The sequence below is a fragment of the Burkholderia sp. Bp9142 genome, assembly GCF_003853415.1.
Classification (GTDB): domain Bacteria; phylum Pseudomonadota; class Gammaproteobacteria; order Burkholderiales; family Burkholderiaceae; genus Burkholderia.
Genome location: NZ_QTPP01000038.1, coordinates 54,879 through 78,884, shown reverse-complemented (window position 1 = coordinate 78,884; position 24,006 = coordinate 54,879). Strand labels below are relative to the sequence as shown.

The 24,006-nt window shown below is 58.0% G+C and carries 18 protein-coding genes and 2 pseudogenes; 4 read left to right on the top strand and 16 right to left on the bottom strand.

All coding sequences use genetic code 11. The features are described 5' to 3' along the window. Positions 1-66: 66 nt before the first annotated feature. Positions 67-312 (top strand): annotated as a pseudogene (locus DIE22_RS30655) (transposase domain-containing protein); the annotation flags it as partial. Between the two features lie 57 nt (positions 313-369). Further along, a pseudogene (locus DIE22_RS30650) lies at positions 370-1,053 on the top strand (YopJ family acetyltransferase); the annotation flags it as partial. A 364-nt stretch (positions 1,054-1,417) separates the two neighbouring features. On the opposite strand, the gene DIE22_RS30645 reads toward DIE22_RS30650, so the two are convergent. From DIE22_RS30645 to DIE22_RS30590, 12 genes are all read right to left on the bottom strand, one after another. After that, positions 1,418-1,762, bottom strand: coding sequence for a DUF4148 domain-containing protein (locus DIE22_RS30645; RefSeq protein WP_124606773.1), 345 nt, complete (start codon positions 1,760-1,762; stop codon positions 1,418-1,420). A gap of 292 nt (positions 1,763-2,054) precedes the next feature. Beyond that, a complete protein-coding gene (locus DIE22_RS30640) occupies positions 2,055-3,497 on the bottom strand; it encodes an aldehyde dehydrogenase family protein (protein ID WP_124606772.1) in 1,443 nt (480 codons plus the stop codon). Positions 3,498-3,536: 39 nt separating this feature from the next. After that, positions 3,537-4,715 (bottom strand): fumarylacetoacetate hydrolase family protein, encoded by a 1,179-nt coding sequence (locus tag DIE22_RS30635; protein WP_124606781.1) that lies wholly within the window; start codon positions 4,713-4,715, stop codon positions 3,537-3,539. A gap of 472 nt (positions 4,716-5,187) precedes the next feature. After that, on the bottom strand, positions 5,188-7,635 hold the full coding sequence (locus tag DIE22_RS30630; RefSeq protein WP_260426802.1) for a glycoside hydrolase family 3 N-terminal domain-containing protein: 2,448 nt from the start codon (positions 7,633-7,635) through the stop codon (positions 5,188-5,190). Between the two features lie 405 nt (positions 7,636-8,040). Beyond that, the gene (locus DIE22_RS30625) at positions 8,041-9,831 is read right to left on the bottom strand and encodes an IlvD/Edd family dehydratase (RefSeq protein WP_124606771.1); all 1,791 of its coding nucleotides are present in this window, start codon (positions 9,829-9,831) and stop codon (positions 8,041-8,043) included. Next, positions 9,828-10,712, bottom strand: a complete 885-nt coding sequence (locus DIE22_RS30620) for an SMP-30/gluconolactonase/LRE family protein (RefSeq protein ID WP_124606770.1) — start codon at positions 10,710-10,712, stop codon at positions 9,828-9,830. The genes DIE22_RS30625 and DIE22_RS30620 overlap by 4 nt, the downstream gene beginning before the upstream one ends. Continuing rightward, the gene (locus DIE22_RS30615; RefSeq protein WP_124606779.1) at positions 10,709-11,476 is read right to left on the bottom strand and encodes an SDR family NAD(P)-dependent oxidoreductase; all 768 of its coding nucleotides are present in this window, start codon (positions 11,474-11,476) and stop codon (positions 10,709-10,711) included. The genes DIE22_RS30620 and DIE22_RS30615 overlap by 4 nt, the downstream gene beginning before the upstream one ends. A 69-nt stretch (positions 11,477-11,545) precedes the next feature. Further along, positions 11,546-12,712 carry an ABC transporter ATP-binding protein gene (locus tag DIE22_RS30610; RefSeq protein ID WP_124606769.1) on the bottom strand — a complete coding sequence of 389 codons (1,167 nt, stop codon included), beginning with the start codon at positions 12,710-12,712 and terminating at the stop codon, positions 11,546-11,548. Between the two features lie 54 nt (positions 12,713-12,766). Beyond that, positions 12,767-13,624 (bottom strand): carbohydrate ABC transporter permease, encoded by an 858-nt coding sequence (locus tag DIE22_RS30605; RefSeq protein WP_124606768.1) that lies wholly within the window; start codon positions 13,622-13,624, stop codon positions 12,767-12,769. A gap of 2 nt (positions 13,625-13,626) precedes the next feature. Next, entirely contained in the window at positions 13,627-14,544 is a 918-nt protein-coding gene (locus tag DIE22_RS30600; protein WP_260426801.1) for a carbohydrate ABC transporter permease, read from the bottom strand. Positions 14,545-14,586: 42 nt separating this feature from the next. Continuing rightward, positions 14,587-15,894 carry an extracellular solute-binding protein gene (locus DIE22_RS30595; RefSeq protein WP_260426800.1) on the bottom strand — a complete coding sequence of 436 codons (1,308 nt, stop codon included), beginning with the start codon at positions 15,892-15,894 and terminating at the stop codon, positions 14,587-14,589. 206 nt (positions 15,895-16,100) lie between these two features. After that, positions 16,101-17,213 (bottom strand): porin, encoded by a 1,113-nt coding sequence (locus tag DIE22_RS30590; RefSeq protein ID WP_124606767.1) that lies wholly within the window; start codon positions 17,211-17,213, stop codon positions 16,101-16,103. Between the two features lie 503 nt (positions 17,214-17,716). Between DIE22_RS30590 and DIE22_RS30585 the strand changes: the two genes are divergently transcribed. Next, complete coding sequence (locus DIE22_RS30585; protein WP_124606766.1) at positions 17,717-18,814, top strand: LacI family DNA-binding transcriptional regulator; 1,098 nt, start codon at positions 17,717-17,719, stop codon at positions 18,812-18,814. Positions 18,815-19,134: 320 nt separating this feature from the next. Beyond that, complete coding sequence (locus DIE22_RS30580) at positions 19,135-20,163, top strand: LacI family DNA-binding transcriptional regulator (protein ID WP_124606765.1); 1,029 nt, start codon at positions 19,135-19,137, stop codon at positions 20,161-20,163. A 57-nt stretch (positions 20,164-20,220) separates the two neighbouring features. Here the strand turns inward: DIE22_RS30580 and DIE22_RS30575 are convergent, their stop codons facing one another. The 4 genes from DIE22_RS30575 to DIE22_RS30560 all read right to left on the bottom strand — a co-directional run bounded on the left by DIE22_RS30575 (position 20,221) and on the right by DIE22_RS30560 (position 23,830). Then, positions 20,221-21,111, bottom strand: a complete 891-nt coding sequence (locus tag DIE22_RS30575; protein ID WP_221623906.1) for a sugar phosphate isomerase/epimerase — start codon at positions 21,109-21,111, stop codon at positions 20,221-20,223. A 19-nt stretch (positions 21,112-21,130) separates the two neighbouring features. Then, positions 21,131-22,336, bottom strand: coding sequence for an NAD(P)/FAD-dependent oxidoreductase (locus tag DIE22_RS30570; protein ID WP_124606764.1), 1,206 nt, complete (start codon positions 22,334-22,336; stop codon positions 21,131-21,133). 87 nt (positions 22,337-22,423) lie between these two features. Continuing rightward, positions 22,424-22,735 carry a MocE family 2Fe-2S type ferredoxin gene (locus DIE22_RS30565; RefSeq protein WP_124606763.1) on the bottom strand — a complete coding sequence of 104 codons (312 nt, stop codon included), beginning with the start codon at positions 22,733-22,735 and terminating at the stop codon, positions 22,424-22,426. A 90-nt stretch (positions 22,736-22,825) separates the two neighbouring features. After that, entirely contained in the window at positions 22,826-23,830 is a 1,005-nt protein-coding gene (locus DIE22_RS30560) for a sterol desaturase family protein (RefSeq protein WP_124606762.1), read from the bottom strand. Positions 23,831-24,006: the final 176 nt, after the last annotated feature.

The window sequence follows — 24,006 nt, the reverse complement described above, 5'->3', positions numbered from 1 at the left end:
CAGCAATCACGGAGGGCCATACCCACCGCCACGTGCATGTATGACGCGGCATAATCCGGAAGTCGGCATAACTGGGTCGAAAATCAAATCCGTCCGTGGGCAGTCGGCCGGTCCAATTGGTTGTTCGCCGGATCGCTGCGCGCGGGGCAGCGAGCGGCCGCCATCATGAGCTTGATTCGTTCGGCGCAACTGAACGGGCTCGATCCGCTCGCCTATCTGAAGGACGTCCTCACACGCTTGCCGACCCACAAGGCCAGCGACATCGACGCGCTACTGCCGCATCGCTGGCAGCCTGTCTCGACCGCCGCCTAAACTCGCTCGTCAAGATGCGTTGGCTGGCCGCTTACTGATGTCCCGCATACACGAGCAGCCGACATCCGAAAAGACGAGCAAGGCACAACCGTGATCGTCGTCGACCCCTTGCGCAAGGAAAAAGACGAGAACGAGTACGACGGCTACGCCGACAACATCAGTAGCGAGGCTGGCCGGCACGCAAAGTGCGCGTTCATCCCGGTTGACTTGCAGAAGTCCGCTTTTGGCTGCCGGATATTCTCAATGTCGCTCGCACTGAAGATGCATGCCAGGGAAGCCGATTTCACGGCGTTGCACGACGCGCTTCGCACCGGAAGCGATCCGGCGCCGCTGGTGTCGCGATCCAAAACGACCGAGGAACTCGGGGCACTACTCGTGCTGGACGGTGCCCCTCTCATTGACACCAGCATGATGAAACACAGCCACGCCAGCAGTTCGGTCAGGCGATACCTCAGCGAACATCCGGATCAGGCGGAAGCGCCGGTCAACAAGAAGCAGGAGACATTAGAAGCGAGAACGAACCGGCATCTCGTTGAGCGGCAAGTGCTGAATCGGGTCGACGATGACTCGTCTGCACCGACCCAGCCATTCAAGACGGCCAAGCTGAGCACTTCGATCGAGCACAAGCGGGTTTCACTGCTGAATCGCGCCGTCGCTTACCTAGACTCAGCACCGCCGCAAGCGGTCGCGCATATGACGAAGCTCTTGCGGCAGGCGAATCAGCAACAGGCGAAGCCGTAGGGGACAGGCATTCGGCCCAGGTCTACATCGATCACAGGGCCGTCTGTTTATTTGCAGGGAACCCTAACCCAGGCAGGTTCCTGTCGACCTCCTGCATCACCGGCTAAGGGGTGGATTCTCGAGCGCTTACCCTTGTCGCATCTCGACGCTCCAGATTGCCGACACGGATTACGGCAAGCGCATCGGGTCAGCGTCGCCGGTAGCCGTCGATGTACAGAACATACTGCCGTAAGCAACGGATACCTGACGAGATCCGTCTCCCCAGTTTTCCCACGCTCACGTACGGATCGAGTGCTTACACCGCGATCGCGGTCGGCGCAGGCGGTACGCCATGAAACTGCATGGCACACCGCCCGTCCACTGTTTACCGGCTCGCGCCTGCCGCGGCGCCCGCCTTTTTCTCGGCGTTCTGCAGATCTTCCGGATAGTTCGGATCATTTGCAGCCGGCTTGTATCCCGCTGCTTCTAGCCTCTTCAACTCAGCGCCACTTTTCGCGCGAGCAGCCTTGCGCTCGGCTTTCCGCTGAGCCCTAGCTTCCTGCCGCGCTTGCTTCTTTGCCTGCCTCTTCGCTTCCTTTTCGGCCGCCTTGGCATCTTGCGTTGCGGCAGGCGCGCTCGCCGATGCCTGCGCAAAAGCCGGCACCGCGCCTCCGATTAAGAATGCTGCGGCGACAGCAGCGAGTGCAAATTCTTTGATATGGCATTTCATTTATTAATATCCAATTTTATTTATAAAATCTTGAAAAAACGCTTGATAACGTGAAATCAGAAACGACGCAACATTGCGTTCTAATTTACGCGTCTTAATTGCGTTAGTTTATCTTTGATACCAGCAGAGCCACTCGACAATCTTTTCTTTTGACACGACATACCCATTAGAATCCTGCACGTTGCAACCAAGAAAAAGCCGAAAACATCCGAGAATGGCGAGCATGGATACTCCCACCTACACCACATATTTACCCGTCGCTTTGATCGCCCGCTGCCGTTTAGCCCTTCACTTACAGAGTGCCCGGATTGACGTAGGAGGTTTTGACAGTCGTGTAAAACTCGCGTGCGTAGCTACCCTGCTCGCGTGGACCATAGCTTGAGCCTTTCCTCCCACCGAATGGCACGTGATAGTCCACCCCTGCTGTTGCCGTGTTGACCATAACCATTCCTGCTTGCACATGGCGGCGGAAGTGGGTCGCGTATTTGAGCGAAGTCGTGCAGATACCTGCTGAAAGACCGAACTCGGTGTCATTCGCCACCCTCAATGCCTCTTCATAGTCCTTGACCTTGATGACCGAGGCGACCGGACCGAAAACTTCTTCACGATTGATACGCATTGCCGCGGTCGTGCCAGTTACAAGTGCTGGCGCCAGAAAATAGCCGGTCGTGTTGTGTTCAAGTCGTTCGCCACCAAACACCGTGCCACCTTCTTCCCGCGCAATCGCAATGTAGTGCTCGTCCTGCTGAAGCTGCTTCCTATCGACTACCGGCCCAATGTGCGTACCTTCGGCCAGAGCATCGCAAACTTTCAATGTCCGCATGCGGGTGATCATTGCGTCAACGAAACGATCATGAATGCCTTCGGTAACAATAAGACGGCTTGAGGCGGTACAACGCTGTCCAGTCGAGAAGAATGCTCCGTTGATGCATGCTTCGACAGCGACGTCGAGGTCAGCGTCGTCGAGTACGACCATTGGGTTCTTTCCGCCCATCTCCAGCTGAAACTTCTTGCCCGAAGCAAAACACTTTTCGCCGATAGCACGCCCCGTCGCGACCGAACCTGTAAAGCTCACTGCATCCACATCGGGTGAATTTACAATGGCTTCGCCAACGACCGAGCCTCGGCCCATCACAAGATTGATAACACCAGCGGGCACACCGGCATCAACAATCATTTTGACCAGTTCCCATGTGCTCGCAGGTACCAGATCAGCGGGCTTGATGACGACGGTATTACCATAGGCAAGTGCCGGCGCGATTTTCCAAGCAGGAATCGCTATAGGAAAATTCCATGGTGTCACAAGTCCAATCACGCCAATGGGCTCTCGCGTAATCTCGACCGTCATGCCCGGGCGCACTGACGGAACCAATTCGCCCCCCATGCGCAACGCTTCGCCCGCGAAGAACTTGAAGATCTGCGCAGCGCGCCCGACTTCGCCGATAGCCTCCGGAAGTGTCTTGCCCTCTTCGCGGGCAAGGAGCCGACCGAGTTCTTCTTTGCGCGCAAGAATCGTATTGCCGACCTGGTCCAGCAGATCAAAGCGCTGCTGCGGTGTCGACAGTGCCCACTTTTCGAATGCCTTGCGCGCCGCAGCCACCGCACGTGCTGTCTGAACGGCATCGGCCTGCGCAAATTCGCCAATGATGTCTTCGATGTTCGAAGGATTCACATTTGGCGAAACGCTCGCACCGGGCACCCACTGACCATCGATATAGTTGTCAAATTGATTCATCGCAATTCCAATGATGTAGTGATTTTTGCGAGACATCGCCTATAGCAGGCCCCGCGCCGCCAGGTTCTGGTAGAGGGCGCGCACACCAAACCTCCATGGCGGAATTTCCGTGCTCAGTTGTACGGCGTTAGCCAGTCCACCCAGTTGTGGCGTCGAAATTGTCACCCGATCGCCCAGGTGATGTGTGAAGCCGTGCCCCAGGGCATCCCGATCCTTGATCGGCGAGAACATGGTGCCGAGAAACAGCATGAACCCATCCGGATACTGGTGATGACGCCCCCACGTCTGTGCGACAAGATCGAGCGGATCACGGCTGATTTCCCGCATGTGACTCACCCCTTCGAGCAGGAAACCATCATCCAATCCTTCGACGCGCAAAGAGACGCTGGCGGCACGGATAGAATCGATATCGAACGACTGATCAAAAAGACGGATGAACGGACCGATTGCACAGGAACCGTTGTTATCCTTGCACTTCCCGAGCAGCAGCGCAGAACGTCCCTCGATATCTCGCAAATTGACGTCATTTCCGAGGGTCGCGCCGACAACCTCTCCACGACCGTTTACTGCGAGCACGATTTCCGGTTCCGGATTGTTCCAGTTCGATGACGGGAGTAGCCCCACCTCTGCGCCAAAACCAACGGCTGACATTGGCTGTGATTTCGAGAAAACCTCAGCATCCGGCCCAATGCCCACTTCCATGTACTGTGACCACGCGCCGCGTCGCTCGAGTTCGACCTTGAGTTTCGACGCTGCTTCCGAACCGGGCTTGATCTTCGACAAATCACTACCAACCGTGGAGGTAATGATTTCACGCACTTCCTTTGCTTTCGCCGGGTCGCCACCGGCCTGCTCTTCAATCACCCGTTCGATGAGGCTTACTGCAAACGTCACACCACATGCCTTGATCGCCTGAAGATCACAAGGTGCAAGTAAGCGAACTGCTGGGGCTTCAGATCCCGGTTTGTTTGATGCCACCAGCTCATCGACGGATCCCAGCGATTCCCCTGCCACAGTGCTCGCAAATCGTACGATGTCTTCGCGCTCGAAAAGGTCAGCTGTAGTGGGTGCGCTGGCTGTAATGTCAAAGACTTCGCCAGAACGCACTACGACCACGCAGGGCCCTTCGTGCTCCCCGGCCTTACGCCAGACGCGCCCAACGAGGAGCGCCTGTTCGACGTCCTGAGGCAGTAACGCAGGTTGAGATATTGCATTCATAGAAGATATTTCCTCGATCATTGATCAAGTCGAGCCGGCGCTCCTGTACTAAACGGGCTCACCTCTGTTTCAAGAGTAAGTGTGTGGCACTACCACGCTCCGCGATTAGCTTCAGGTGAAGCATCGCGGGTGTGTGGCAGCCAATCGTCGAAAGCTAGCCATCTGCGTTGCGATACAGATCCTGAAACGGCATGCGCGTGCGATCTCGAATTTCGTACTTGAACGACACCGTCCGGTCCAATTCGGCGTAGCGCACACCCGAGCCGAGGTTAGTTTCCTCGTCGACGCCGCGCCGGCCTCGGCCGTGTCCTTTCTGACCGAGACGGTGGTGCCTATTTCTTGTATCGAATAATCGTCGATTCACATAAACCCGTTCGTCAAGAGCACACAACAAACTTTATGTGATGTCTTCGTCAATTTGTGGAGCGGAGCGCTAGTCGTGCCCCGCAGATCTCCTTCCTAAGACCTCGCCTCAGACACCTGCCGCGTCGACGACGCTCTCAAACGCAGTTGCTCCCACCTCGACCGTAGCTTCGCTGAGCATCCGCCAATTCTTCGGCAGTGTCCGGCTCCGATCGCCCACGACCATCGCCGTACCATTCAGGTGGATGTCACGACTCGAACTGCCGACCATCACTTCGAATTCGCCCGCCTCGACAATGCGTTCCCCACGCTCGTCCGTGAAGTTGAGCATGTCGACTGGAATCAGGATACGAACCGTCGCACGAGCACCTGCCTCGAGGGACACTCGCGCAAATGCCTTCAATTCACGCACCGGTCTGACGAGCGACGCGATCGGGTCGCGCACGTAAACCTGCGCGATTTCGGTACCGGACCGCTCACCAACGTTCTCGACCACGAACTGCAATTCAATCGTGCCGTCGTCGATACGCACTTCACGCTTGCTCAATTGCAAGTCGCTATAACGGAACTGCGTGTAGCTCAACCCGAAGCCGAACGGATAGCGCGATCCGAAGTGATAGGCAATTGGCGTCCCGGCACTCTTCAGGCGATGGTTGTAGGTGTAGGGGACCGCGCCGGCGCTCTTAGGCACGGAAAGCGGCAGGCGTCCTGAGAAATTGACGCGCCCCGTCAGCAGGTCCGCCAGTGCGCGTGCCCCACCTTCACCGGGGGTAAACGCCATGATCTCCGCGGCGGCATGACCTTCCAGCCCGCCAAGGTTGTACGGTCGCCCGCCAGTGAGGACAATCACCGTCGGCGTACCCGTCTCGACGACGGCCTCAACGAGGGCCTGCTGGACACCAGGCAAATCGAGACTGTCGGTATCGGAACCCTCGCCGACGGTGCCGGATTGAAACAGGCCAGCAAGATCGCCCACGAAAACCACGGCCACGTCAGACGCCTTCGCGGCGGCCACGGCATCAGCGATCTGCGCTTTGTCCGTGCTGACGAGCGAATCACGATCGTTGTTGATCGCGTCGTTCATGTCGACGTCACCTGGATAGACCGCAGCACCCGCGCGACGCTGCTTGATGATGTCGCAACCTTTCGCGTAGATCACTCGTGCCTCACCGAAGGTCTGCCGAAGCGTCTGCAACGGCGTTTCGATCGGCGCCTGTGCGTTCTCGCCAGCGTTGATGAGGTGCACTGGGAAACTATACCCAGCCAGGAGCGCGAGCGGATCGTCTGCGGTCGGTCCAATTACTGCAATCTTCTTCGTGTCAACGACACTGAGAGGCAACGTGCCGTCGTTATGGAGGAGCACCGCGGACTCCGCCGCGATTTGATAGGCGGTCTGGGAGGCCGCCTCGCTGCGCAATTCGACGCGCTCGGGATCAGCGTACGGACGCTCAAACAGGCCGAGCCGGAACTTCATGGCCAACACGCGCTTCACCGCCTGATCCAGCACAGTCTCGCTGGTTTCACCGCGTGCCAACGCCTGCTTCAGGTTGAGTGCACACTCATGCCCCGGCAATTCCACGTCCAGTCCGGCATTGAATGCCAACGCGGCAGCGGCCCCAGCGTCGCGCGCAACGCCGTGATGGGTATAGAGAAGGCTCACACCGACGTAGTCGGCAACGACAAGACCGTCAAAACCCCATTTATCGCGCAGAATGTCGGTCAGAAGCTCGGAACTCGCATGGCAAGGCACACCGTCGACATCGTGATACGCCGGCATTACGGAACCGGCATCTGCCAACTTGATGGCCATCTCGAACGGCAGCAGGAAAATGTCATTAAATTCCCGGCGACCGATATGAACCGGCGCGTGATTGCGGCCACCCTCACCTGCGGAATGCCCGGCAAAGTGCTTGAGGGTTGCGATCAGGTCACGGCGTTCGCCTTGCAGCCCCTTGACATACTGGCACGCCAATACGCCTACGAGGTACGGGTCTTCGCCGAGTGTCTCTTCGGTCCGCCCCCAGCGTGGATCCCTCGACACATCGAGCACAGGCGCGAGACCTTGATGGCAGCCGATCGAGCGCGCTTGCTGACCGATGATGTGGCCGACCTGCTCGATCAACCCGGGATTCCAGGTTGCCGCGTAGTTCAACGGCGCAGGAAACAAGGTGGCGTCCTTGATCATCAACCCCACCAGACACTCCTCGTGCGACATGACGGGAATACCGAGACGCGTTTCCTCGATCATCCTGCGCTGCAGCACGTTGAATGCCCGGACCCCTTCCTTGGGGTCGACGGTATGCGTCCCCAAAGGCCGCGTAATCTGCCCGAGTCCATGCTGCAGCAGGGTGTCGACCGAAATATCGGTTTTTCGTTGCGCGAATTCCGCGACACGCCATTGATGATTGCCGTCCGACGACAGTTTCAACCAGCCGGCATGAAGCTGCGCGATCTTCTCGTCGAGCGTCATCCGACCGAATAGGTCCTCGACACGTTGCTCGATCGTCGCATCGGGATTGAGATACAACGGGGTCTTCGACGTATTGTCCATCGACATGAAATACTCCTATTGGGTCAAATGTGAATCGCGACCATCGCGCCGGAAATGCCGAGATCGACGTTGTGATCGGTCACACATGTTGGGTTGAAATCTTCACTGCTACGACGTACGAGACGACTGGCTGCCGATAGCGCCCAACAGACCACATGTCGTGGGACTGCGGCGGGTGCCCGAATGCCGAAGGTCCAGAGGTGATCGCGGACGACCGGCGGCCAAGTCGCAGGCGAGGAACCGATTTTCCAAATTCCATCAGCCAAACTAATTCGATATTAATTTAGTATTTCTAAATTAAACCATAACACACCCGCATTTTCCTGCGCGAATCACGTGGCGTATCGGCGTTCCGCCTCGCTGTAGAACGAGGTCAATTAGGCGAATCGCCACTTGGACACGCCGAATACGTTAGTGGTTGTGTCTTGGCAGTGCCTCGTCCGCCACACCGCGATATTTCAGCGCACGCTCCATACATGCGCCCGACTCCAACTGGCCGACCGTGCTTCGGTAGATCTCCTGCCAAGGCGTCTGCGAAGGGGGTATCGGCGGTACTCCGGCCTCCTTGCGCCGATCAAACTCTGCCTCGCTGACAAGCGCATCACATGTGCCCTGCTCGAGATCAATACGGACGATATCGCCAGTTCGTAAAAAGGCCAGCCTTCCGCCCACCGCACTCTCAGGCGAGGCGTGCAGGATCGACGGGCTGTTCGAGGTACCGGATTGGCGACCATCGCCGAGGGTCGGCAGGCTGGTAATGCCACGACGTAACAGTGCGTCAGGCGGCTGCATGTTGACCACTTCCGCAGAACCGGGCCAGCCGACCGGACCGGCGCCTCGAATCACCAGGATGGTCTGCTCGTCGATGCCGAGCTCCGGATCATTGATCCGGGCATGGTAATCGTCGGAACTCTCGAATACGACAGCTCGACATTCGAACACGTTCTCGCTGCCAGGCTTCATCAGGTAGCGCGCGCGAAACTCGTTCGAAATCACGCTGGTCTTCACGATCGCAAAGTCAAACAGGTTCCCGCGAAGCACTCGGAAGCCGGCCTGACGCTTGAGCGGCGTGTCGTACGCTTTGATGACTTCACTGTCAACAGTCGGGGACCAGTCATCGATGTTTTCTGCCATCGTTCGCCCGGTGACCGTCGTTCTCTCTGCACGCAATTTTCCGGCACGTTGCAGTTCCCGCATCACCGCCGGCACGCCGCCAGCCCGATGAAAGCGCTCTCCCAGATACTCCCCGGCCGGCTGAAGATTGACGAGCAGTGGAATGTCATAGCCATACGTCATCCAGTCGTCCGCACTCAATTCGACACCCGCATGGCGCGCCATTGCCATGATGTGAGGATGCGCGTTCGTCGAACCACCGATCGCCGTGTTCACGACAATGGCGTCGAGAAATGCATCGCGAGTCAAGATGTGCGACGGCCGAATGTCCTGACGCACGAGTTCCACGATGCGGCGTCCGGTCTCGTATGCGACCTGACCTCGCTCGCGATACGGCGCCGGGATCGCCGCGCATCCGGTCAACGACAAACCCAATGCCTCGGCGAGCGAGTTCATCGTGAGCGCCGTGCCCATCGTGTTGCAGTGACCTGCCGAAGGTGCCGACGCGGCTGCGATCTGGAGAAACTTTGCTTCGTCGATTTGCCCCGCCGCCAGTTGCTTTCGGCCCTTCCAGATGCTCGCTCCCGAGCCCGCCAGTTCACCCTCGAACCAACCGTCCAACATGGGGCCACCCGACAACACAATGGACGGAATGTCCACCGTGGCGGCGGCCATGACCTGCGACGGCGTGGTCTTGTCGCAGCCAGTCGTCAAAACGACACCGTCGAGTGGATATCCGTGCAGGATCTCGACCAGTCCGAGGTACGCCAGATTGCGGTCCAGCGCCGCCGTTGGGCGTCGGCAGTTCTCGAATACCGGATGCACTGGAAATTCCATCGGAATGCCACCCGCGTCGCGAATGCCGTCGCGTACACGGCGCGCGAGGTCGAGATGGATCCGGTTGCACGGACTAATGTCACTCCCGGATTGGGCGATGCCAATAATCGGCTTGCCGGACCGCAGCTCATCCGGGGTAAGGCCATAATTCATGAAGCGCTCGAGATACAGCGCCGTCATGTCGATGCGCTCGACATTGTCGAACCAGTCTTGCGAGCGTAACCGGCGGATTGAGCCCTCTGCTTGTTTCATTGTCGAATTCCTTTGGTGCATCTCATTTGCGGCTGGCCGGGTGTAGACGAGCGGAACGAAAACAGCCCGCCTGCAAGTGGTTGCTGCGAGCGGTCTGCAAGCGACAAGCCCTTCCAGGCTGTCGTGACATATACAGTGCGAAGGTCGTCTCCACCAAAGGTCAGCTTGGTGACGTTCGAGCACGGAAACGTCACCTGCCCTGTGAGTACTCCCTCTGGCGAAAAGCGCTGGATACATGCCCCACCGAACAACGCAACCCAAACGAAGCCATCCGCATCAACGGCCATTCCGTCTGGATAGCCAGGCCCGAGTATCGATGCGAATACGCGCTTGTTCGATAGCGCTCCGTCCATACCGACATCGAACGCATACACGAAACGCTTCAGGGTGTCGTTGTGATAGAGCGTTCGACCATCCGGACTCGATGCGGGTCCATTTGTAATTACGTACCCCGTGTCGACGGCAGTCGCGTAGCCATCGTCGCTTAGGCGATATAGCGATCCCGTCGCAATTTTTTCGGCATCGTCCATCGAGCCGAACCAAAGTCGACCAGCGTTATCGACAAATCCATCATTGAGTCGGTTACCACGCAAACGTCGCTCAACGGCACTCATTTCCATGAACTGCTCGTTGTCCGTGTCAAAACGATACAAACCATCGCGTAGCCCACACACGAACGATCGCGATCCAAGCGGCACAACGAACCCCGGCTCGGACGGTGCCGTCCAGGTGTTCGTCTGTCGGGTTTCCTCCGAGAACCGATGAATGCGCCGAGCTTTGATATCGACGAAGTAGACCGCATGTTCATCCTTAACCCAAACCGGCCCCTCGCCAAGCTCGGCGTTAACCGTCCAGACGCAAACAGGCTGACTCGCAATCATGCACCGTACCATCCGGCATCGACGAAGTATTCGCGCCCCGTGCAACGGGAAGCGTCATCCGAGGCCAAAAAGAGGGCCATGCGAGCGACGTGCTCCGGCTCGACACGCTGATTCAGGCATTGGGCGGCAACGAGCTTTGCCTCACTCGCCGCCGATTGCCACAGCTTCATCTGTCGAGGGGTTCGGACGGCCCCGGGCACGATGCAGTTGACTCGAATGCCGTGCGCGCCGAGATCGCGCGCAAGTCCGTGCGTCATCCCTTCTATACCGGCCTTTGCAGTCATGTAAATCGACAGATTTTTCAACGCGAGGTGCCAGGCAATGGAGCCGAGGTTGAGGATCACACCGCGACCAATCTTGCGCATGCTCTCGGCTGCGGCTTGCGCGCAAAAGAATTGGTGGCGAATGTTGACTGCGATTCGGTCATCCCAGTAGTCCGTCGTTACCCTGCCAATCTCATGCCGATCATCGTTGCCAGCGTTGTTCACCAAGATCTCGATAGGCCCCACCGACTCCTCGATCTCGAAAAACGCCTGCTGAATTTCGTCGGTATTCCGTAGATCGCATCGGCGAAACGATGGCGGGTGCGTCGTAGCGCGCAATCCGTCTTGCAAGTTGAGCGAGTCTTCCTCGGCCACATCAAGGAAGACCACGCGGCTATCCTGCTGAGCGAATGCCTCCACAATTGAGGCACCAATACCGCTACCACCGCCAGTGATTACGACGGTCTTGTTTCTGAGGCTTGGATATATTGCGTAAGACATAGATTTGGATTCCGATTGATTCGTCATTTTTTCAAAGGGCATTTCGACTCTCTCGCTCGATGGACTACATCAAGCAGCAAATCCGGTAAACTGGTGAACTTGAGCCTTTTTTAAATGTGGGAGTGCCAATCCCTGGTCGTCGAAGACATGCGCCGCATGTGCTGGCGCGACCAACACAATCGGTTCGTCACGTATAACCCCCCCGTCACCAGGCAGCTTCGCGATCAGCTTCAAGTTTAGGTTTTCATCAGTAGCAACATGCACATAGCTGTGCTCACCGAACCTCTCAGTCAAGCACACGTTACCGCGAATGAGCGACCCAAGAACGCCGCCCTCGGCACGCATTAGATGTTCCGGACGAATACCGTACGTCACGGCCATCCCGACGTGCGCGTTGTGGCCATCGACCGCCGCCCGCAGTTTTTCCCCATTGGATACGCGAATTTCCACACCCATCTCGTCGATCGAAGAAATGACGCCGGGTATGAAATTCATCTTGGGCGACCCAATGAAACTGGCGACAAAGAGGCTCTTCGGGTGATGATAGAGCTCCAGCGGCGCCCCAACTTGCGCGATACTTCCATGCCGCTCCATATCAGCGCCAGCGTGCAACAGCACGATCTTGTCGGCCAGCGCCATTGCCTCGATCTGGTCGTGCGTGACATAGATCGCGCTCGCGTTGTTGAACTCCCGATGCAAGCGAGCGATTTCGGTACGAGTTTGCACGCGTAGTGCTGCATCAAGGTTCGATAGCGGCTCATCGAACAGGAAGACGCCAGGCTCACGAACGATTGCCCGTCCAATCGCAACGCGCTGCCGCTGCCCGCCGGACAGCGCTGCCGGCCGACGTTCCAGCAACTTGTCAAGCTGGAGCGCTGCTGCGGCCTCCCGCACCTTGCGATCGATTGTTGTTCTGTCGACTTTGGCCTGACGCAGCCCGAACGCCATGTTTTCATATACGCTCATGTGCGGATACAGCGCATAGTTCTGAAATACCATCGCAACGTGGCGTTGAGATGGATGTACTTCGTTCATCCGCTGTCCATCGATGCGAAGTTCGCCGGCAGTAATCGATTCCAGGCCCGCGATCATGCGTAGCAGAGTTGACTTGCCACAACCGGACGGGCCGAGAAAGACACAGAATTCGGTCGTTCCGATATCCAGATTGACGTTCCGGATGACTGGCACGCTACCGTCATATGCCTTCTGAATGTCAGTAAGAGTAATGCTTGCCATGACTCGCTCTATTTGAGAAATTCAAACTGAATTGCATCATTGCTCACGTATTCGCTAGCCCTTCAGCGAACCGGCCATCATGCCGCGGATGATTCGCTCTTGCCCGAATGCATACGCCACGATGAGGGGCAGCGATGTCAACGTGACAACGCACAACATTGCGGGTATGTTGGACGCATACTCGCCTTGGAAGTCCCACAACGCCAGTGGCAACGTTCGATGTGTTGGCGTCGACGTCAGCACATACGCGAAGATGAATTCGTTCCACAGCGCGATGCCGTTGTAGATCGCCACAGTTGCGAGTCCGGGCGTCGACAGCGGGAAGAAAATCCGCCAGAAAATCTTGAATGGCCCACAACCGTCAAGCTGCGCCGCTTCCTCCAGCTCGCGCGGAATTTGCCGCATGAACTCGGTCATGATGAAGATCGAGACCGGCAAATGCAGTGCCACGTACGGTCCGATCAATGCGAACTGGGTATCGTAGAGGCCCATATTGCGCGTTAGCAGGTAGACCGGAACCAACGCGGCATGCAATGGCACAATCATGCCCGCCACAACGATACTGAAGAGCGCGGCGTTCAAGCGGAAGCGCATGCGTGCAAAGACGAACGCTGCCATCGAACTGAAAAGCACGATCAACAATACCGAAAGCCCAACGACGAAGACACTATTCTCCAAATAACCGAGGAAGGCGCCATGCAGGACTTCGCGATAGTTGACGAAATTCAGGCTGGACGGAAGTGCCCATACGGAGGCCGAGTACGTCTCCTCTTGCGTCTTGAAACTCGTGACGATGACGAACAGGAAAGGAATAGTGGTGACAGCCAGCCACGCCAAGCCGAGCAACAGCAAGCCAGGTCGAAACTTTGCCGAGCGACGCCGAAGCGCTGTCTGATTCGATGTACGTGTCATTTTCAAGCCTCCGTCGCATATCGCCGCGTCGCACGCATGACAATTGCCGCAACAAGGGCAACGATGATGAACATCGCCGACGCAATCGTGCTGCCATAACCAAGCTGAAATGAATTGAACACTGTGCGATACATGTAAGTCGCCATCAATTCCGAGGAACTCTCTGGCCCCCCGCCCGTCATCACGAATACAAGGTCGAAATAGCGAAGTGATCCCAGCACCGAGAGCATCACGGCGGTGCGGATTGTCCCCTGCAGGTGCGGCAGCTTGATCCGCCAGAAGATGGTCCATTCGGAAGCGCCGTCGAGGACAGCCGCCTCCGCCAGTTCCGGCGCAAATGACGAGAGTCCGGCAAGAAAGAGAATCATGTAAAAAGGAACGTTTTGCCAGCAGATCACCGCAATCGTCGCTGCTAATGAGAATCGCGTATCTCCGAGCCAGTCCTGCGCAAAAGAATCCAGGCCGATAGCATGGAGCAGGGCATTCAATGGCCCGAAATTTGGGTCATACACGTTCTTGAAAAGCACCCCAATCGCGACACTCGACATCAGCATCGGGAGGAAGTACAAGATCTTGAGCAGCCTGGAGCCACGACCAGCCTTCTCGAGCAGCACCGCAAGCACGAGCGCGATCGGCAACTGGACGACAATCGAGAAAATGGCAAGCAGCAGGTTGTTGCCGAGCGCCTTCCAGAATATGGCGTCGTGTGCAAGTCGTATCCAGTTCGCCAGCCCAACAAAATGTGCATTGCTGCCCAGTCCGTTCCAGTCCTGCGTGGACAAGCGAAGACTCGAAATCAGCGGATAAATCAGAAATATCGTCAGCAGCACCATTGAAGGCGCAAGTAGCAAAGTGATGACGAGCCAGCGTGACTGAACCCGTTGCTGCTGCGCGGAACCAACTGATAGCGCAATACCCAAGATCGCCTCCTGGCCCGTCATCTCACCGGGCAATTTCGTGTGTTATCGACTCGCATCTGCCTTTGCTGCCGCTTCCATCTCTTGTGCGGCCTCTTCGGGACTTGCTGACAATCCAAACAGTGCCTGCGTAGTATCCTTGTGCAATTCACCCAGCTTGGGCGAAAGCTCCTGGTCATACCAAAGCTGAACACTGGGCGCCAGCGCAATCAATTCTTGCAAGCGCTTGAGAAACGGGTCGTTCACGACCATATTCTTGACCGGGGGGATGCGTGCGTCGGCGACTCGTGCCTGCATCGACACGTCATCCGTAATCTTCTTGATCAAATTGAAGGCGGCGTCGCGGTCCTTGCATTGCGTCGAAATACTTGTGAAGCTATCGCCAAGGGTACCGACCAAGTCACGCGGATCCCCTTTACCACCTGGAACGCGCGGAAATGGGAAGAAATCAAGTTTTTTGTAGAAAGCCGGATTCTCCTTCTGGATCGTCGCAAACTCCCACCCTCCCATCAACTCCATTGCCGCACGCCCCGAATACAACAGTCGCCTTGAAGCACCAAGGTCGTAATCAAGACCGTTGTATCCTGGTGCGAACGCGCCTGCCTTGACGAGCTGCTGGAGGTACTTTCCTGCTTCCACAAAGACAGGGTCGGAAAAACTTCCGCCGGGTGCGCGATCTGCCGCCTTCCGAAACACTTGCGGACCACCCAGTCGGTCGACCAGATACTGGTAGTACATCGAACCAGTCCATTTGTTCCTGTTGGCGAGAGCGAACGGCGCGATCCCGTGCGACTTGAACACATTGATGACGCTCATCAATTCGTCCCAGGTCGCCGGCGGATTCACGTTGTATTGTTTGAACAGATCCTTGTTGTAAAAGACAACGGCTGCAGTCATGTTCTCAGTCGGAATGCCGTAGACCTTGTTTTGATAGGTCACCGCTTGCCATGCAGCCGGGAGAAATCGATCGCGAAATGCAGGATCCTTCTGTAGATACGGCGTGAGGTCTACCACCTGGCCAGCCTTGACATACTCGCGCAGCGGCCCTCCGCCCCAAGTATCGAAGACGCACGGAGGCTGCCCCGCACCGAACGCCACTTTCAGTTTGGCCTTATACGGATCGTTGAGTACGTGCGAGTCATCGACCTTGAAGGCTGGATTCGCTTTCTCGAAACGATCCGCAGCTTCGCGCATGATCTTCGGCGCGTTGCCCGACGTACGGTGATCCCATTCGGTGATAGTCGCATTACCGGATTGGGCATTGACGGTCACTGCCCAGGTTGCCGCTACCACACACAGCGACACTGCCGTGCTCTGAGCCATCGCTGATGCGCGGCGGGTAGACCATCTCATGTCTTGTCTCCTTGTACGAATCAACTTTCTGCAATAGCGTTATCGCTAACGTTATAAAAGGTTACACACGGGTGCCACTGCATACCATGAGGGTTTACCTGCACGATCTGCTACCCGGGTAAAAGAGTCAAAGTGCGAACGGCCGCACTTCCGCCTGACCCATGCGACAGTGCCGCGCCGTTGTGGAACGTTCCGTATCAGCCGACTCAGAACGAGTGCTGGATGCCGAGGTAGAAACCGGACTGGCTATGCCCAGGCAGCGGATTATCGTTAAAGCCCGTGCTCGAGGCGCTCGACGGCCCACCATGGCCGGCTGCATTAGCGCTCAGGCCGAAATTGGCATTTTTGCTGTTTCGGACAGTCGCCGCCTGAAAGTCGAGGAGCGTGCGCTTGGACAGGTAATACGTTCCGCCAACTGTGTAGATCGTTGCATTCCCCCCCCCGTGATTGGTGTTCACGTGGTAGACCGCACCAATCAGTGAAGCGAACGGCGACGCACGCCAAGTCACGCCTCCCCACTCCTGCTGTGTGCGGGTAGGCATTCCTGCCACTGCCGCCGGCGCCACTGAGGCCTGGTAGACGGCCTGCAACTTGAATTGACCAAGGAAGACGTTCAATCCCCCAAAGTATTCTCGAGAGTAATTGAATACATCGTCGAAGCGGCCCGTCGCAGGATTTCGCACTTCGTCGTAAATGCCACGGGCCTGGAACAGCGGTGATGTGTAGGTCACCTGGACCCCGTCCGACCGCCCCTGCCCGCCGGCAATGCCCGGTGCATTAAAGCTCGTTGAATTAGACAATGCATATACGGCCGACACGTCGAATCCCGCAAAGACCGGCGATTTGTACGCGATGTTATTGCTGGTCTGAGGCCAATTGCGGCCACGTACAAGCGACGCCGATGACCACTTGGACTGACCGAGCGGATCAAAGTCCCATACGCCGTTCGAGAGCCAAAGCATGCGTCCGGCGGTCAAAGTTCCGTATGCGTCGTTCTGGGCTCCAACGTACGCCCAGCGCTGAAAAAACGTAGTGGCGTTGCCTTGCTGGCCAGTCATCGCATTGAAACCGTTTTCCAGTTTGAAGATGATCTTTGTGCCACCTCCAATGTCTTCGGTCCCCCTCATGCCCCACAAGCTTGTTCCCCAGTCACCGCTTTCCGCCCGCCAGCGAGACGTACTGCCGGTCCCTGAGCCATTGACAAGCCCGCTAACATATTCAATGCCGGTATCGATCCGACCATACAGGGTCACGCTACTTTGAGCTTGAGCGCCCACCCCAATCGACAGCAAAGACGCTGCAAGCAATGCTCTTCTCATCTTTTATCTCCATCACCTTGTCCAGAAATGCGAACGAGGTCCAACGTGTTCATGCCAGGTGAAGTGCGACCAGTCGAACGCGATGTCGTCTCGAGCATCTGAATTTATTAGGATTACGATTTACTTAGAGCGCCGTTTTTGCCAAGCCGACCTGGGATACGGACGAACCCACCGGAATGCGGACCGTAGCGTCACCATGATCACTGCACCGATACAACACTGAATTGGCGCCACATCCAAACGGCAATCTAACGCCCCACAACGTTATCGCTAACGTTGACGAATGTTAGAATAGATTTTGGTACCGATTCCATGAGGGTATACCAGCGCGACGAGCGAACTTTATAGGCGTGAGGATCAACCTGCGGACTGCTAGAATCGTCGGAGGAACGGTAATCGTCGCTAGCGGTACCGTCGACTTACGTTATAGTTCTGTAAGTTGAGTGCAGAATTGACACCTTTGGAGGCGAGGTCCCGCCACGTTTCCTCGACAATCACCGGCCATGGCAAAGCAAAACCCAACGCTCGCAGACGTCGCAAAAATTGCGGGTGTATCGCAGATGACTGCGTCGCGCGCGCTGAACGACCGCCCGGGCGTATCTCGCGAAACCCGCGATGAGGTGCTACGTATTGCCGCCAGCATCGGCTACGTGGTCAATCGTACGGCTCAAAAGCTTTCAGGCGGACGCAACGGCATCATCGGAATCATTACTCCAATGCTGGACAACCAATTTGCCAGCGAACTGATTCTCGGCGTCGGCCGTGCAGCACGCTCGGTCGGGTACGAAACTCTCGTATACACCGTGTTCGATGAGGACCGAGACACCCACTCGGGCGTGATCGGCTTGATGCAACAGTTTGCCGATGGCGTAGTGGCCATCCTGCCGCGCGAATCAATATATTTCGAGGCGCTCGCAGCTGCTCATGTACCAGTAGTCGTTATCGATCAACGTGGCACACTGACAGGATTCCCATCCGTGTCGGTAGACAACTATGGTGGCGCTCGACTGGCAGTGGAGCATCTTGCATCCCTCGGTCACGAGCGCATCGGCTTCATCTCGGGAGGCGATGCCATTGAAGGAGTTCGAGAACGTCTGCGGGCATATCATGACGCACTCACACAGCTTGGATTGCCTCGTGATCCCAAGCTTGTAGCCGAAGGAGATCTCTCGCAGATGAAGGCGTTCGAGGCCGCTTCGACTTTACTTGCTCAGGTTGATCCGCCGACTGCGATATTTTGCGCGAATGATTTGAGCGCTTTCGGCGCAATCGCTGCCGTTAGGGAAGCCGGCTTACGTGTGCCGAACGACATCTCGATAATCGGATTCGACGACATTCCGATGGCAGCTCAGGTCCACCCGGCGCTTACGACCATCAGGCAGCCGTTTCCACAGATGGCGCGATCGGCGGTCAATACACTGCTTGCGCTGATTGAGGGCACCGATGCAACTTCGGCACGCATCACACTTCCTGCGGAGCTGATTGGACGCAATTCGACTGGAACTAGGCCAGGTCATCGACAAAAGGTAGGACGTCAAACAATCAAATCGTCATGTGAAGCGCAGCCTGAAGATACTCAAGTGTCACATCAATCGCAGTAAAGCTTGGATCGCATCCTAGCTTACGGCAGCATGTTCTGTACATCGACGGGAGAGCGTGCAAAATCTGTGGAGACGGATCTCGTCAGGTATCCCTATCTCACGACAGTATGCATGATGGGATCGCGAAGTGACACATTTATACGCGAAATGGTGACACTTTTAATACGATCTACGACAGGCCTGAGATGAGCCAGAATGATATTTTCTGACGTGAATAGATCACGTCGCACCATTGTCCTGGGACAAATGATTCATACTTTGTGCGAAATCGGCTGCGCCCGCCCCCCCAGGCGCATCTACCTTCGTCACAAGGATCGACCATGGGACGCCCGACCATCAAGGACCTCGCCGTTGCCGCCGGACTCTCGGTCGCGACGGTCAATCGCGTGATCAGCGGGTCGGGCAAGGTCAGGCAGCAGACCATGCAGCTGGTCCTGGATACGGCGGAGCAAATCGGCTTCTATGGCACGGGCGCGCTCCGGCATCGTGTCACCGCGGCGCGCGATAAATTCCAGTTCGGCGCCATCATTCAGTGCCCGCACGAAGCGTTCTCGGCGATCGTCACGCACAGCCTGAAAACTGCAGCTGAATCGTTCGCCGACGCGCAGATCCATCTTCGGATCGAACACCTAGGCGACCTGTCTCCCGAACAGGTCTCGTCGAGCATGTACGCGCTCGGCGATGAAGTCGACGCGCTCGCGGTACTCGCCGCCGAGCATCCGCTCGTGACGAACGCGATCGACCAGCTATCGACCCGCGGCGTGCCCGTCGTCTCGCTGATCTCGGCGCTATCGGCGCATTCGAACGTCGGCTATGTCGGCCTCGATAGCTGGAAGGTCGGACGCACGGCCGCATGGGCATTCGCGAAAATGTGCAGGCTGCCCGGCAAGCTCGGCATTCTCGTCGGTACGCACCGCTACCGCTGTCACGACCTCTACGAAAGCGGATTCCGTTCTTACTTTCGAGAACATGCGAACGAATTCACGCTTCTCGAACCGGTGTCGACCTTCGAGTCGGACTCGATTGCGCGCGAATTGACCGAGGGATTGCTGCGCACGCAACCGGACCTGAAAGGCATCTATGTTTCCGGCGGTGGCATCGGCGGCGTACTGTCGGCCTTGAGAGCCAATGCGCAGGACGGCAAGATCGTCGCAATCGGTCACGACCTGATGGATACCACGCGGGGCGGCCTGCTCGACGGCACGTTGACGATGGTCATCTCCCATCCTTTCCAGTCGATCGCGAACGAAACGATGAGTGCAATGATTCGAGCCCGAAAGGCGGGCACCGAGATCGGGCGGTATGCGGCAATCGTCCCGTTCGAGATCTACACGCCGGAGAACATCTAGACCCATACCGCCCGCGGCGACACCCCCGGTTGCGCACGTCACCGCGTGTCGTCGGCGTCACGCAGCCCGGGCCGCCTGGAACCGACGCTCGGCACGTTGCCAGCACTCCAGCACCCGCTCCCGCAGGATCCTGGCCTCTTCCCATCGATCCGACCGGTCCCGGCCGTCCGGATCTGGGATCGCATAAGGCGCAGGCCCCAGTTCGCAGGTGAAGGTAAGACTGTCGTCGGCGCCCGCGCGCTCGAGCCAGTATCCGAACCCCCTCTCCCACCAGACGAGAAACTGATCGACCCATGGCTGGTAGCATGCGAAGCTGATTTCGAGCTGGATCTGCTCGGACGATGCAACGCGTCCATGATACGCGTCAGCGTGCTTCAGGATGCGGTCGATCAGCGCTTCGTTGCGCGGAATCACCGGCAAATGGATCTCCTGCCCGCATACGTAGTGCGACAGGTCGGCAAGCAGCGGCAGGTCCGGCATGCGATCGAGCAGCTCGCGCGTCGTCCAGAGATCAGTGGTGACCGTGTTGCGGTGCGTCTCGATCAGCACCGGCACGCCATATTCCCGCGCGAGGCGCTGCCAGCCCCGGAGCAGCGGCACGGCCTCGCCGGCGTCGTACGGCCGCACGTCGCCCTGCACGACGACATGATGGATCCCGTATCGACTCGCGAGTTCAAGGGCGGGACGCAGATCGTCGATGTCCCGCGGAAACGCCGCACCCTCGATCACGAAGCCGTAGTCGCGTGCCTGATCGATCCAGCTTTCAACGTCCGGCGCGAAATGGAAATGGGCCGAGATGCCATCGAACCCGGCATCCCGAATCATCGACAGACGGTCGGACATCGACCATTCCGCGCCGCCCGCTGAGCGGACGCGATCCATGCCCCAAATCGACTGCAATACGTGGAATTTTGGCATTGCGTTCACATGTGGAAAGTTGAGCACCATGGCAATGTCGGTGTCCGCCTCATTGCCGAATCAGACTCCTCAGATTGGTGTCCGGATCCTGCAGCACCTCCGGCGACGTACGCACGCCACGCGCAATCAGCCATTCAGCGAGCTTGATGTCGCGGGCGACGCGGTTCCCGACACCCAGCCCGCTCGCGCAGCGAACACTGCCGTCGTCCGCGAGCTGAAACAGCAGTTCGGCATCGCTCGAAAGTCGGCGAACGATGTTGCGCTGATCGGGAACCGGAATGCCCACGACCTGCAGGCCGAGGTCGTACTGATCCGACCAGAACCACGGCACCGCATCGAACCCCGCGTCGTCACCCAACATGGTTCTCGCCGCGTGCACACCCTGCTCCCGAGCGTTACGCCAACTCTCCAGCCGAAGCGGAATGCCGTTCGCGTATCGCGAAGGCACGCGCGCGCAGTCGCCGGCAGCGAATATGTCCGGGTCCGAAGTCGCGAGCGTTGCGTCGACGACAATGCCGTTATTCACGGCAAGCCCGGCGCGCTCGGCCAGCAACGTTTCGGGCAACACGCCGATAGCCGCCACGACGACATCCGCATCGACCGCCTTTCCGTCGGACAGTACAACGCCATCGCCAGGAATCGACGACACGTTGGCATTGAACAGGAAGCGGACGCCCGCGTCGCAATGGCGAGCGTAAAGGCGCGCCGCAAGCGCTTCCGGCACCGCGCGGCCCAACGGGCGAGGCCCCGCCTCGATCACGGTGACGTCGATTCCCGTCGCCCGCATGGTCGCCGCCAGCTCCATGCCGATCAGCCCGGCGCCGATTACCGCGACGTGACGCGCGTTCACGGTCCGACGGTATAGCGTCTCGGCATCGGGCAACGTGCGGAACGTCAATGCACGATCGCCGCCCGGGCAAGGCAAGGGCCGCGGTCGTGCGCCGGTCGCGAGCAACACCTTCCCGTACGCGACGCTACGACCGTCGGCAAGCCGCACGCATCGATGCGCCCGATCGAGTACCTCGACATCGAGGCCGCCGAGATACTCGATCCCCGCGGCACGAAATTCCGTGTCGTCGCATACCGGTCGATGACAGACGCCATCGCTCGTGGGCTTGGACAACGGCGGTCGTTCATACGGCATTCCCGGCTCCGCGCCAATCAGCACGATAGCGCCTTGCCAACCCTGTTCGCGAAGTTCGAACGCGGCGCGCGTCCCGCATTCCCCTGCGCCAATGATGACCATTGCAGTCATGCGGGCCTCCGCAGGTGCGTGTGTCGTGCGTCGATCGCGGCCGCAGCCGAATGCAGCAGAAAATGCGAGCGTGCAGCCTCGTGCATCTCACACCTCAATGAACACGCGGCCGTCTTCGACGCGGGTCGAATAGACCTTCAGGTTCCGGCACGCCGGTGCCCGCACGGCTTCGCCGGACCGATAGTCGAATTCGCCGCTGTGCTTCGGGCATTCGATCACATAGTCCATCACGAGTCCGTCGGCCAAATGCACGGCTTCGTGCGAGCAGAGTCCGTCCGTACAGAAATACTCGTCGGCGGGGCTCCGAAAAATCGCGAACGTACGCCCGGAATGGTCGAACCGGACGACGCCTTCGTTGTCGATATCGTCCGCCGAGCAGGCGTTGATCCACTGAGCCATGGTGATCCTCCTTGTCTTCTCAATCGCGCCGGGCCCTAACCGCGGCATCGGGTCATGGGTTGATAGCAGCGTTCGTCGCACCGCCCGGACTCAGGTTGCGTTGACCCGCTCCTTCTTCCGGTTGAAGCGTTCCTGCATCAGGCGATCGCCCTCCGGCGACCCGTCGTGCCAGGACCCGAACCATTTGTCGAGCGGGAACGCCCCGTTGTCGCAGTAATTCACTTCGAAGAATTTGTGGTGCAGGTAGTGCGCGTATGCATGACTCTTCGGCGCGATGCCGTCGGCCATTTCGAGCCTGTCGAAGCCGATATGCCCGACCACCGCACCAAAGCCGGCGAGATGAAAAAAGTAGATCGCCAGGAACGGATGCGACGGCAGCGCCAGCACCCACAACGCGACACCGAAGTACACGATGGACTCGACCGGATGCATGGACAGCGACGACCACGGCGAAGGATTGACCGAGTTGTGATGGACCGAGTGCACCCACTTGTACAGTGGCCCCCAGTGAATCGCGCGATGAACGAAATAGAAGTGCACCTCGTGCACGATCGGCGCAAGCAACGTCAGCGCAACGAGATAGGCCGGATGCTCGCGCCATTCGACCATCGGCGTGAGCCCATTCGCGAATGCCCAGAGCAAGCCGGCCTCGATCGCGGTGCCGATCGGCACCGATACGAAGAAACTGCGCATGAAGTTGTCGATGTTCTGGCTGCGGAACCAGAACACGTCCGACGGCTGCTCGGCTGGAAACCTGCCGTTGTATTTGAACCGGCGTTCCTGCACGCGCAACCGGTAATAGCGGAGTTCGAAATAGCCGAAAAACAGGAAGACGCCGATCCAGTTCGCCACCAGCAGTTTGAGTACCCCCCCCCCGCCGATCGTCTTCAGCGTCGCCATGTCGGGCACGATGAAATGCCACCAGAGCACCGTCGTGGTGATCGCGATTGCATTCCATGGCCATACGTAACCGATCGTCCAGCCGACGATCTTGCGAAGACTCAGCGGCCGAGTCCAGAACGGCGCGAGTTCGAGATGTTGATTCGGTGCCCAGTCGCCACGCCGGTTGCGTGTGCCGAATTGCAAGTCATCCATAACATTCCTCTCGGGTGATCGTCCTCGAATGCGAGGGCATCGTGTTGGCGAATGAACGTCATGTTGAGCCATGCACCTCGCTTTCCGAATCAGGAATCTTCATTTCGACACCGCTTTGGATCATTTCATGTCGCGACAAAATGCAATGCATGATGCATTTGTGCCATTGCCGCCAT

Excerpts from the sequence above, each read along its gene's own strand:
- DIE22_RS30645 (WP_124606773.1), bottom strand. The coding sequence starts at position 1,762 with ATGAAATGCCATATCAAAGAATTTGCACTCGCTGCTGTCGCCGCAGCA.
- DIE22_RS30640 (WP_124606772.1), bottom strand. The coding sequence starts at position 3,497 with ATGAATCAATTTGACAACTATATCGATGGTCAGTGGGTGCCCGGTGCG.
- DIE22_RS30635 (WP_124606781.1), bottom strand. The coding sequence starts at position 4,715 with ATGAATGCAATATCTCAACCTGCGTTACTGCCTCAGGACGTCGAACAG.
- DIE22_RS30630 (WP_260426802.1), bottom strand. The coding sequence starts at position 7,635 with ATGTCGATGGACAATACGTCGAAGACCCCGTTGTATCTCAATCCCGAT.
- DIE22_RS30625 (WP_124606771.1), bottom strand. The coding sequence starts at position 9,831 with ATGAAACAAGCAGAGGGCTCAATCCGCCGGTTACGCTCGCAAGACTGG.
- DIE22_RS30620 (WP_124606770.1), bottom strand. The coding sequence starts at position 10,712 with ATGATTGCGAGTCAGCCTGTTTGCGTCTGGACGGTTAACGCCGAGCTT.
- DIE22_RS30615 (WP_124606779.1), bottom strand. The coding sequence starts at position 11,476 with ATGTCTTACGCAATATATCCAAGCCTCAGAAACAAGACCGTCGTAATC.
- DIE22_RS30610 (WP_124606769.1), bottom strand. The coding sequence starts at position 12,712 with ATGGCAAGCATTACTCTTACTGACATTCAGAAGGCATATGACGGTAGC.
- DIE22_RS30605 (WP_124606768.1), bottom strand. The coding sequence starts at position 13,624 with ATGACACGTACATCGAATCAGACAGCGCTTCGGCGTCGCTCGGCAAAG.
- DIE22_RS30595 (WP_260426800.1), bottom strand. The coding sequence starts at position 15,894 with ATGAGATGGTCTACCCGCCGCGCATCAGCGATGGCTCAGAGCACGGCA.
- DIE22_RS30590 (WP_124606767.1), bottom strand. The coding sequence starts at position 17,213 with ATGAGAAGAGCATTGCTTGCAGCGTCTTTGCTGTCGATTGGGGTGGGC.
- DIE22_RS30585 (WP_124606766.1), top strand. The coding sequence starts at position 17,717 with ATGGCAAAGCAAAACCCAACGCTCGCAGACGTCGCAAAAATTGCGGGT.
- DIE22_RS30580 (WP_124606765.1), top strand. The coding sequence starts at position 19,135 with ATGGGACGCCCGACCATCAAGGACCTCGCCGTTGCCGCCGGACTCTCG.
- DIE22_RS30575 (WP_221623906.1), bottom strand. The coding sequence starts at position 21,111 with ATGGTGCTCAACTTTCCACATGTGAACGCAATGCCAAAATTCCACGTA.
- DIE22_RS30570 (WP_124606764.1), bottom strand. The coding sequence starts at position 22,336 with ATGACTGCAATGGTCATCATTGGCGCAGGGGAATGCGGGACGCGCGCC.
- DIE22_RS30565 (WP_124606763.1), bottom strand. The coding sequence starts at position 22,735 with ATGGCTCAGTGGATCAACGCCTGCTCGGCGGACGATATCGACAACGAA.
- DIE22_RS30560 (WP_124606762.1), bottom strand. The coding sequence starts at position 23,830 with ATGGATGACTTGCAATTCGGCACACGCAACCGGCGTGGCGACTGGGCA.